At 55.8% G+C, this 10097-nt stretch carries 9 protein-coding genes and 2 pseudogenes; 6 read left to right on the top strand and 5 right to left on the bottom strand.

Going from position 1 to position 10097, the window contains the following annotated elements; genetic code table 11:
• Window positions 1–30: 30 nt before the first annotated feature.
• The 4 genes from ACF8K2_RS21775 to ACF8K2_RS21790 all read left to right on the top strand — a co-directional run bounded on the left by ACF8K2_RS21775 (window position 31) and on the right by ACF8K2_RS21790 (window position 4585).
• Window positions 31–951, top strand: coding sequence for a LysR family transcriptional regulator (locus tag ACF8K2_RS21775; RefSeq protein ID WP_060494677.1), 921 nt, complete (start codon window positions 31–33; stop codon window positions 949–951).
• A 294-nt stretch (window positions 952–1245) separates the two neighbouring features.
• Window positions 1246–2547 carry an MFS transporter gene (locus ACF8K2_RS21780; RefSeq protein WP_060494676.1) on the top strand — a complete coding sequence of 434 codons (1302 nt, stop codon included), beginning with the start codon at window positions 1246–1248 and terminating at the stop codon, window positions 2545–2547.
• Between the two features lie 31 nt (window positions 2548–2578).
• The gene (locus ACF8K2_RS21785) at window positions 2579–3760 is read left to right on the top strand and encodes a M20 aminoacylase family protein (protein ID WP_060494675.1); all 1182 of its coding nucleotides are present in this window, start codon (window positions 2579–2581) and stop codon (window positions 3758–3760) included.
• A gap of 117 nt (window positions 3761–3877) precedes the next feature.
• Window positions 3878–4585, top strand: a complete 708-nt coding sequence (locus ACF8K2_RS21790) for an OprD family outer membrane porin (RefSeq protein ID WP_081237911.1) — start codon at window positions 3878–3880, stop codon at window positions 4583–4585.
• Between the two features lie 15 nt (window positions 4586–4600).
• Here ACF8K2_RS21790 and ACF8K2_RS21795 read toward each other — a convergent pair.
• A pseudogene (locus ACF8K2_RS21795) lies at window positions 4601–5750 on the bottom strand (IS3 family transposase).
• Between the two features lie 196 nt (window positions 5751–5946).
• On the opposite strand from ACF8K2_RS21795, the gene ACF8K2_RS21800 reads away from it, so the two are divergent.
• A complete protein-coding gene (locus ACF8K2_RS21800; protein WP_063423934.1) occupies window positions 5947–6264 on the top strand; it encodes a hypothetical protein in 318 nt (105 codons plus the stop codon).
• A gap of 312 nt (window positions 6265–6576) precedes the next feature.
• Here ACF8K2_RS21800 and ACF8K2_RS21805 read toward each other — a convergent pair whose 3' ends face one another.
• The 4 genes and pseudogenes from ACF8K2_RS21805 to tnpB form a co-directional block, all read right to left on the bottom strand.
• Window positions 6577–6903 (bottom strand): hypothetical protein, encoded by a 327-nt coding sequence (locus tag ACF8K2_RS21805; RefSeq protein ID WP_155737824.1) that lies wholly within the window; start codon window positions 6901–6903, stop codon window positions 6577–6579.
• Between the two features lie 147 nt (window positions 6904–7050).
• Window positions 7051–7566: a hypothetical protein gene (locus tag ACF8K2_RS21810; RefSeq protein ID WP_063423933.1), complete on the bottom strand. Its 516-nt coding sequence runs from the start codon at window positions 7564–7566 to the stop codon at window positions 7051–7053.
• A gap of 97 nt (window positions 7567–7663) precedes the next feature.
• A pseudogene (gene tnpC / locus ACF8K2_RS21815) lies at window positions 7664–9196 on the bottom strand (IS66 family transposase).
• A gap of 18 nt (window positions 9197–9214) precedes the next feature.
• Window positions 9215–9574 (bottom strand): IS66 family insertion sequence element accessory protein TnpB, encoded by a 360-nt coding sequence (gene tnpB / locus ACF8K2_RS21820; RefSeq protein WP_028699721.1) that lies wholly within the window; start codon window positions 9572–9574, stop codon window positions 9215–9217.
• 297 nt (window positions 9575–9871) lie between these two features.
• Between tnpB and ACF8K2_RS21825 the strand changes: the two genes are divergently transcribed.
• The coding region (locus ACF8K2_RS21825) for a hypothetical protein (RefSeq protein ID WP_392467572.1) at window positions 9872–10097 on the top strand (226 nt) is incomplete at its 3' end.

A 10097-nucleotide genomic window follows, 5' to 3' on the forward strand; every position in this document is an offset into this window, starting at 1 on the left:
AAAAAGCGTAGCTACATCGCTAGGAAAATAATGAAACTTCATCAACTTCGCGCGCTGGTCTCCATCCACGAAACCGGCAGCCTGCAAGACGCATCGGCGGTCCTGCACCTCACTCAGTCGGCACTAAGCCGGGCGATCAAGGAACTGGAGAGTGAACTGGGCATCACATTGCTGGTGCGCTCGAACAAGGGTATGAAGCTGACCGAATATGGCCAGCGCATGCTCGGGCATGCCCGCCAAGCACTGGAGAGCGTGCGCCGTGCGCGCCAGGAAATCGAAGACATGAAAGGCCAGGTGGTCAGCGAGATTACCGTGGGCGTTACTCCGGTGACAGCGCTGCTGGCCCCCCTCAAGCAAGTGCTATTGGCATTCCAGCAGAAACATCCCGAGGTCATGTTGCGGATACTGGAAATGCGCCCGACGCAACTGCTGCAACACCTGCGCGACGGCTTGCTGGACTTTGCCTTGACCTCACAACTGCCGGCCAGCACCGTTGGCCTGGACTGGCAGCCGCTGTGCAGGCTCGCGGGCGTGGTGGTGGTACGCAAGGACCACCCGCTGCGCCATGTCAAATCCCTGCGCCAGTTGCAGCAAGCCACCTGGATCAGCGTTGACCCGTTGAGCGATGCGCAGTCACAGTTCAACCAGTTGTTCCAGGGTAGCGCCCTGGCCCGCCCCCGTCAGGTAATTGAATGCACGGCCATGAACCTCGCCGTCAAGATGCTGATCGACAGCGATGCGGTGATGCCCATCAGCGAGCCGGCGCTGGGGCATGACCTGGTTGGCTTAAGCGATATGTCCAAGCACTTTCACACGGTTCAGGTACAAGAGCCGATACCGGACTACTTCATCAACCTGGTGTGCATCAACCGCAGCTACCTGACCACTACCGCCAGCCTGTTACACGGCCTGCTGCGCCAGTCGCTGGAGACCGCCACACAGCAGCCCTAGGCACCCGGATTTACCAATACTCAAGACCTTGAGGAACGCGCCGGCAAAGCTCTGCGTCATCCGGATTACACGCCTTTTCTGGCCCGTATTAACTGCACAAGCTACCAATCGAAACACTTTCTGCCCACGCGTGGTGCACATGATGTCGAATCTGCCCAGCAGGCTGCCCACGCAGCGCTGCAGGACACCTGCGCCTGTACCGTTTGTGAGGGCCTTGCAGAAATGCCAAGTGCAGATATTCCGGCAAGCCTCAAAACTGGCGGCACAACAAGCAGATGGGTTCAGGAAAGCAGAATGAAAACCACAACCGCTAGTGCGACCTCCGCGACAGCCGACCAGTCACGTGCACAGCCAACCTCGCCTGACATGCGCCGGGTGGTCATTGCCTCATCCCTGGGCAATGCCCTGGAAATTTACGATTTCACGGTCTACAGCTTTTTCGCCGCCATCATCGGCAAACTGTTCTTCCCCAGCGATTCAGCCTTCGCCGGCCTGTTGCTGTCGTTGGCAACCTTTGCCGTGGGCTTTCTGATGCGCCCACTGGGCGGTGTGTTGATTGGCCGGGTCGCTGACCGTCACGGGCGCAAGGCCGCCTTGTCGTTGACCATTGGCCTGATGACCGTCGGCACCGCAATCATCGCCTTTTGCCCAACCTATGCCAGCATCGGCATCAGTGCCACCGTGCTGTTGGTGTTCGGGCGCCTGCTGCAAGGCCTTTCGGCCGGTGGCGAAGTGGGCACTGCCTCGGCGTTTCTGATGGAGTCCGGCACCACCGCAAACCGCTGCTTCATGGTCAGTTGGCAGGGTGCCAGCCAGGGCGCCGCGGCGTTGCTGGGTGCCCTCAGTGGGCTGCTGCTGAGCCACCTGCTCAGCCCTGAAGCCCTCGAAGTCTGGGGCTGGAGGGTGCCTTTCGTGATTGGCCTGCTGATCGGCCCGGTAGGCTGGTACATTCGCCGCCACCTGGATGAAACCCACGCCCCAGGCGATGCAGCCACTCCCCTGAGCCAGCTGCTGAACACCCAACGGCGCACCCTGCTGCTGGGCATCGCGACGATGGCCAGCTCTACGGTCAGCATGTACCTGGTGGTGTTCTACATGCCGACCTACCTGATTCGTACCCTGCAGTATCCAGCCAGCACCGCCTTCGCCCTGGTCGGCTTGGCCAGCGCCCTGCTGGCGATCATGCCGCCGATCGCTGCGCGCGTGGCTGACCGCATGCCCCGCCGCAAGCCAATGCTGTATTGGACCATGGGCATGCCGCTGATTATGGTCTACCCCTCCTTCCTGCTGTTGGGCAGTGGCAATTCGCTGCTGATGATGCTGGCCATCGTGCTGTTGATTATGCCGCTGGCCGTCGGCATCGGACCGTTCATGTCCCTGCTGATGGAAGCCTTCCCACGTGAGCAACGTGTGACCGGCATGTCGATCATCTACAGCTTCGGCGTCACCCTGTTCGGTGGTTTTTCGCCGCTGCTGGTGACCTGGCTGATCGGCCTGACCGGCAACCCGCTGACGCCGGCGGCCTACCTGATTGGCGCCGTAGCGCTGAGCCTGGCCGCGCTGCGGCTGTTCCCTGAACACCCAGGCCGCGCCTGAACCTCACTCATTCGCCAATAAGGACTCAGCCATGAGCATTTTCAAGATCATCAATGAACTGCAAGACAGCGCAGCCCATTTCGCCCTGATCCGCCAGGACATTCACCGCGCGCCCGAGCTGGGCGGCGACACCCCGCGCACTTCAGCGCTGGTTGCCGAGATGCTCGGCGGCTGGGGCTACGAGGTTCACACCGGTATCGGCGGCCACGGCGTGGTGGGCGTGCTGAGGCGCGGCGACGGCGAGCGTAGCCTGGGTATCCGCGCCGACATGGACGCCCTGCCAATTCTGGAAAAAAACGGCCTGCCGTGGGCCAGCCAGCACCCAGGGCGCATGCACGCCTGCGGTCATGATGGCCACACTGCTACCTTGCTGGCCGCCGCCGAACAACTGGCGCGTTCGGCGAGCTTCGATGGCACATTGAACCTGATTTTCCAGCCCGATGAGGAAGGCTTGGCCGGGGCCAAGCTGATGATCGAGGATGACCTGTTCAAGCGCTTTCCTTGCGACGCGGTGTACGCCTACCACAACATGCCTGGCCTTGAAGTTGGCCAAGCCGTGGTGCAAAGCGGCGGCTTCATGGCCTCTTCGGAGCGTGTGACCATCACCCTTAACGGGCGCGGCGGGCATGGCGCAATGCCCGAGCGGGCAATCGACCCGGTTCCCGCGCTGGGCGCAATCATCGGCGCCTTGCAGACCGTGGTCTCACGCAACCTTGCCGCGGACGATGCGGCCGTGATCACGGTCGGTACCGTGCACGCCGGTAGCGCCTACAACATCATCCCGCAAACGGCTTGCCTGCAAGTAAGCGTGCGTACCGCCACGCCAAAAATCCGCGCGTTGGTGGAGCGGCGCATCCGCGAAATCGTCGCCGGCCAAGCCGCCAGTTACGGGGTCAGCGCTGAGATCGACTACCAGTTGCTGGCCCCGGTGCTGGTCAACAGCGAAGCCGAGACCGAACGCTTGCGCACCGTGGTCGAGGCGGTATTGGGCGCTGAGAACGTGCTCAAGCAAATGCCGGTGCGGTTGATGGGCAGCGAAGACTTCGCCTGGATGCTCAACGCAAGGCCGGGTTGTTATTTCGTCCTCGGCAATGGCAATGGCGAGTTCACCGGCTGTTCGGTGCACAACGATCATTACGACTTCAATGACCGCGTCATTCCACTGGGGGCCACCTGCTGGGTGGCGTTAGTCCAGGGTTACCTGCACAGCTGAAAGGCGTGGGCGCTCTTCGCCGATGCGCAGAGCGCCCTTGGGTCGCAAACATCATTCGCGGCGACCGAGCGTGATTGCACCTTCACAACAATAAAAAGATCCATAAGGAAGCACGTTATGCATACCGTTCGTTCGACCCAAGTCGTCGTAGGGCTTTCGGCCGTGTTCATTTTGACGCCGATGATCGCCGAGGCCAAAGAGGCTGGCTTTATAGAGGACAGTTCGCTGACCCTCAATACCCGCCAATGGTACTCCCACGAGATCGCCAGCAAAGACACTTACTATTACGCCCAGACATCCGAAGGACGCCGCCCGGTGCGTGACCGCACGGCATGGCTGGAAGGGTTCAAGCTCGATTATGTTTCCGGGTTTACTCAAGGCATGGTCGGCTTTGGCCTGGATCTGTCGCTGTACTCGGCCATGGCGCTCGAGCGCGGCAAACTGGCAACCGCAGGCGGCAGCAATCGGCTGTTGGTGGACAAGGACGGTAACGTGGTCGATGACTGGAGCAAACTGGGCATTGCACTGCTGAAGTTCAACGTCTCGGACACCGTCCTGAAAGTTAGCAGGCATCAGGTCAAGACACCCGTCATGGCGTATGCCGACACTCGAACACTGCCGTCGTCCTACGATGGGGTATCACTTGAAAGCCACGAAATAGAGGGGCTGACGGTCAAGTCCGGTTACTTCGACAAAGCCACGCCACGAACCGGTGCCGGCAGCCAGGACTTGAGCCCAAGTTTCGGCTCGCGCCGAGTCAGCGGCGACTGGGTCGCTTACGCGGGTGCCGATTACCTGGCCAAGAGCGGTTGGCGCGCCAGCTGAATCGCCCCTGGTTTCCTAGACACTCTCCAACCTCAGGAAATAGCGTTTCTCATACTCTACTGGAGACAGCTGCATAGCACTACTGTGTCGGCGTTTAGGGTTATAGAACATCTCGATATAATCGAAAATATCACTTCGGGCTTCTTCACGGGTTGTGTAGATCTTTCGTCGGATTCGCTCCCGCTTCAAAAGCTGGAAAAAACTCTCGGCTACGGCATTGTCGTGGCAGTTTCCCCGCCGGCTCATGCTGCTGATTACATTGTTGGCCTTCAAGAAACTTTGCCAATCCGAGCTACTGAACTGACTGCCTTGATCCGAGTGAATCATCACTTGCTGCTGAGGTTTGCGTCGCCAAACAGCCATCAACATCGCGTCGATAGCCAGGTCGCTGCTCATCCTTGGCTTCATTGACCAACCAATTACTTGGCGTGAAAACAGATCCAGCACTACCGCGAGGTAGAGCCACCCTTCATAGGTGCGGATGTAAGTGATATCTGTCACCCAGACCTTGTTCGGCTCACTGACCTTGAACTGCCGCGCGAGGTGGTTGGGCGAGGCCACTGTTGGTTTTCCTCCGTAAAACCCTGGACGCCGCCGATAGCCCGTTTGCGAACGCAGCCCCTCCTCCTGCATCAAGCGCCCGACTCGATTTCGTCCGCATTCCTCTCCCAGCTCACGTAGGTCATCGTGAATTTTGCGGTAGCCATACACACCTCCGCTTTCTAGCCAAGCGTGTTTGATCAAGCCAAGCAGACGTTGATCTTCTTTTGCTCGGGCAGATTGAGGCTCGGCCAGCCAGGCGTAGTAGCCGCTGGGGTGCACCTTGAGGGTTTGGCAAAGGCGCCGCACCGAGTAATCCGTCGAGTGCTTCTTGATGAAGGCGTACTTCAGCCGCACTCCTTGGCAAAGTACGCGGCGGCCTTTTTTAAGATGTCTCGCTCTTCCGTCACGCGCTTGAGTTCAGCGCGTAGCTTACGCAATTCGGCCTGCTGATCGTCGTCTTGTTGACGCTGCTCTTGGGGCTTGCTGTAGACCTTGATCCAGGCGTAAAGGCTGTGCACGGACATGCCCAGGCGCTGGGCGACCTCGGCGACAGGTTTGCCTTTTCGGTCACTTGCTTGACCGCTTCGATCTTGAATTCTTCGGGGTAACGCTGACGACTCATGGCACCTCCTATTTGGGCCTCATTATGAGGCTTGGAGGTGTCTACGAAACTATGGGCGATTCAGTTCCCCCACGGGCTATTATCCCTGATAGAGTTAAATTCCAACTTTTGTCTCACCAAGACTTTCGTGCGATGGCAAATAAATTGACAGCCTTGTAGGTTGTGTATATGCTTGGGAAAAGAGGAGTGCGTGGCAATGGATAAAGCAAAGGATTATGAAGGCGCAGTCATTCAGATCAATAAATCAATTCGTGAATTAGAAAAGATAATTCTATCCGACCGAATCGAAGGGGTTAAAGTTTTAGAGTTTTTCCTTTCTTTCAATCCTGCAATATTTAATCAAGACGATTTGAGCATTAAAATGGATGCATGGCGACTTCTTGATGGGCATTGCAAAGCTCATGCACGCCTGATTGTTGAACAAAGCATATCCTTTGATATACCCATCTGGAAAACCTATCGGGAGAAAATCCAAAAGGTGATTGACCTTAGAAGAGAAGTTTTCTCGGTCTAAGCAAAATTATTGGATTAGGAGGGAGAAGGATTCGCCAAGATGCTCCCCTTACGGGATTGTTTAACCAAAGGCAAAAGCATCATCCTCTCCAGTGTAGAACATCCCTCGGGCCATTTCTGGTGGGATTTCTATTTGCTGTTCAGTTCGTAGCAGGGACTGCTGAAAATCAGCCAGTAGTTTAGGCGTAACCAAAACCTTACCTATTGTTATATTCGACCTGCTATGATTATCCCAATGCCATTCTACCAATTTATTCAGCGAAAACTCATGCTTTTTGAAACTGAGAGTAGATTCTTCGTTTTCACCACCGAACTACATACGCTGAAGAGTATTTAGGTTTTTACTAAACTGACGACCATGAACAAATTTATCAAATACTACGGCAAGGGCAGGAAGATCATCAACCTGATAGTAAAAGAGGCATGCACTTACACGATCTAATTTGAGATCACCAAGATAGTGCTGATTGGTTATACCACTATAAGAGAGACTTTTACGCTCCCATTCACCAGCGTAACACTCCCAAAAACTATCATTTTCAATACGATAAATATCAAAGCCCTGCTTTATAGTCAGCCTGGTCTGTATTTCGCTTTTTAGTCCCTTGTTAAGGGTGAGATTGTAGATTTTAAATGTCATGTAATGCCTAATATTTTTGTTTTTATATCGTAAAGATTAAAGTTAAAAAATCAAGAGCAAGACAATGATTTAATGGTCTTTCGGTGCTGGAAATTGCAAGAGCAAAACCATGTCTAAAAGGCAGATTCAAATAATACTTACCCCCCCTCACCGCAGTACCCCCTTAGATAACAGGACGAAGTAGTTCACCCCACTTGCAACCCCCCAAGTTTGCTGCCTTTGTAACTTCTTACGCTTGCAATAAGTCGTTCTGCCTACTCCTAACTTTTCCCATGGCTTAGTTCGGGCATCACTATTCTTCTGTTCACTCGTTCCACGCTGCCTGCGCTCCCATATTTTCCTTTCTTTTCCTCGGCGTGCTCTTTCCACTGGATCAATGATAGTAATCATGTGTTGTTGTTCCTCCGGCGTGATATTGAAAGCACGTATCAGCGTTGAATTACGGGGAGTGTAGAGTGGCTTATAGCTTTCCCCTTTAAACTCGACCTTCTCACCTCTGCAATGCTGACAGACCTTCTCAAACACGGTTCCAAGCGCCGCTTCTTCCCAATCACCATTGGGGAAGAACCTCTCTGCTACGGCTTTGGCCTCAACCCAAAAGTTCATACTGTTGACCTGGAAGCTCATACCCATGAAATTGAGTGACCAGAACAGGAACAGCATGCGCTGTCCTTCCTGAACGCCACCACGGAGGCTCGCCAAGGTGCGAAGGTCTGTAACCGATCCATGAACCCCACCTACCGCAAGGTGGAAGCCAAGGTTACCGTGGCATCTCTGGCGAACAGTTCCATGGCAGCAGCGCTTCGTAGTCTGCTACTGACGACGCATGCGGCAGTCGCTCAAGTACGTGGCGCAGCCACGTATAGGACTCTTGGCCGTTGATCTTGGCGGTTTCGACCAAGCTGTAGATCTGCGCGCTGGCCGTGGCTCCCTTGGGCGTGTCACTGAACAGCCAAGCCTTGCGCCCGATCACAAACGGCTTTATGGCCCGCTCTGCCAGGTTGTTGTCGATCGGCAGGTGGCCCGCCTCGACGTAGCGTTCCAGGCGGTTCCAATTGTTTGCCAGATAATGCAACGCCTTGCCCAGTACGCTTTGCGGTGTCACTTGCGAGTGCGTCTTGTCGAGCCAACTTTTCAACTGCTCAAGGATCGGCAGGCGTCGTTCCTGACGACCGATAAATCGATGTTCATCGCTGGCATCCTTGAGGTCGCGTTCGATGCCATACAGTTTGTTGATCATCGTCAGCTCAACATCGGCGCGACCGGTCTTGCCCTTGGGCTGCACCTTCTGCGCTTCGACGAATTTACGCCGGGCATGCGCCATGCACGCCAGTCGTTCAACACCCGGCTGTAGCGCCAACGCGTTGTAGCCAGCGTAATCATCGGTCATCACGTAGCCGCGATAGCCCTCCAGCAGGCGCAGCGGCACCTCCTGCGCGCGGCTGGTGGTGTAATCGAACAGCACGACTTGTCGATCAGGCGGGCCACTGGCCTGCACCCACATCCAGGATTGACTGGTCGGATCACGATCCGGCTCTTTGAGCACCTGCACTCTGGTTTCGTCGCAATGGATCACCGGGCTTTCCAGCAAGCGGTCACGCATCAGGTTCAGCAATGGCTGAACGTGTTCGCTGCACTGGATGACCCAGCGGGCCAGGGTTTGCCGGGGAATCTCGATACCATGTCGGCTCAGCACCGTCTCGAAGCGGTGCAACGGTAGGCCATCGACGTACTTGGTGGTCAGCAACATGGCCAGCACGCTGGGACTGGCCATGCTCTTTTCGATCAATTGCGCCGGCTTGCCAGCGGTGACCGGCGCAGTTTCGCAACCACGGCAGCCATAGACTTTGCGTACGTGTTTGAGCACACGGATCTGCATCGGCACGATGTCGAGCTGTTCGCTGGTTTGCTCGCCAATCACGTGTTTGCGGCAACCACAGGCGCAAGTCAGTTCGTGATCGGGCAAGTCATGAATGACTTCAATACGTGGTAGGTCAGCCGACAGGGGTTTGCGTTTGCCACGCGGCTCGGTCGGGGCAACAACGTCTTCGTCGGCATCATCAGCGGCAGGTACCCACTGGCTTTCAGGTTCGTTAAACAACGCCAGTTGGGGTGTGTTGGACTCGACGGTTTGCTCGGACTTGCGATTGAACAGTCGGTCGCGCAGCAGCTTGACCTGTTATTTAAGATCGACGATCTGGCCTTTATCGACCGTGCGCTCGGCCAACAACTGCGCAAGCAGTTGTTTGAGCGCGGCAGGGTCGTCAGGAAGGTCATCGGGCACTGAAATCATGGCCCGGATTATACCGGCTCAAGCGACGAAACGGGGTGTCAAAACCTGATGCGGACGGTTGCGCCAGAGATCGAAACCGTCAAGTAGCCAATTCAGTTCCTGGACGGTCAGAATGATAGCTTCGTCGGTGGCGTCGGGGGAGGTTTTGAAACGCTCGGCTTCGAGGCGCTTGAGCCAAAGGCAGAAGCCGTTGCGCTCCCAGTACAACACCTTAATGCGGTTGCGGGCTTTATTGAGGAAGACGAAAAGTACCGGGTCGAACACGGCGACTTTGATATCCAGTTCGACCAGGGCAGTGAGCCCGTCGATGGACTTTCGAAAGTCCACGGACTTGGGATAGAGGTAGACTTTTTCGACTTTGCTGTCGGGACGCATCATGGTGGGCTGGCTCCAGAAAGAAATCGGGAGCGCAGCATCGTGAATCAGGTGGACGCTTGGAATGTGGGGATGATGGATCCCTTACATTTGTCCAGCGCCTCGGACTTGTCCGAGGCTTTGGTTTTTAGCCGGATTTGTCCGGCTGGCCCTGACTTGTTAGGGCCAGCATTTGGCGCTGGATTTGTCCAGCGCCGTCACGCATAGCGTGATGGTTGAAAATGCTCATATAGCCCCTATGCAACCCCACAGAGATATGGCATAAGACGGAAATAGGAAGTCATGGGTGGTGCGGTGCGCATGAAAAAGCTCGAAAAAAGCACTCTGTGCTATTTAGCTGGATGCCTGACAGTTGGAGTGCTGTTCTCATTTGGAGTGACACAGCTTTTATGGTTGGCTAGTGCAGATAACAGGATAGAGTCCCACGCTAAGGTTATTCTCAATCATGCCGAAATGGTCGCAGGAAACCTTACAGCTGCACTTGATGAGCTAAACAATACCTCTGACGAGTCTTGCGGGCTAACTG

Source organism: Pseudomonas sp. xss_2 (assembly GCF_043104195.1).
In the GTDB taxonomy this organism is placed as follows: Bacteria; Pseudomonadota; Gammaproteobacteria; order Pseudomonadales; family Pseudomonadaceae; genus Aquipseudomonas; species Aquipseudomonas urmiensis.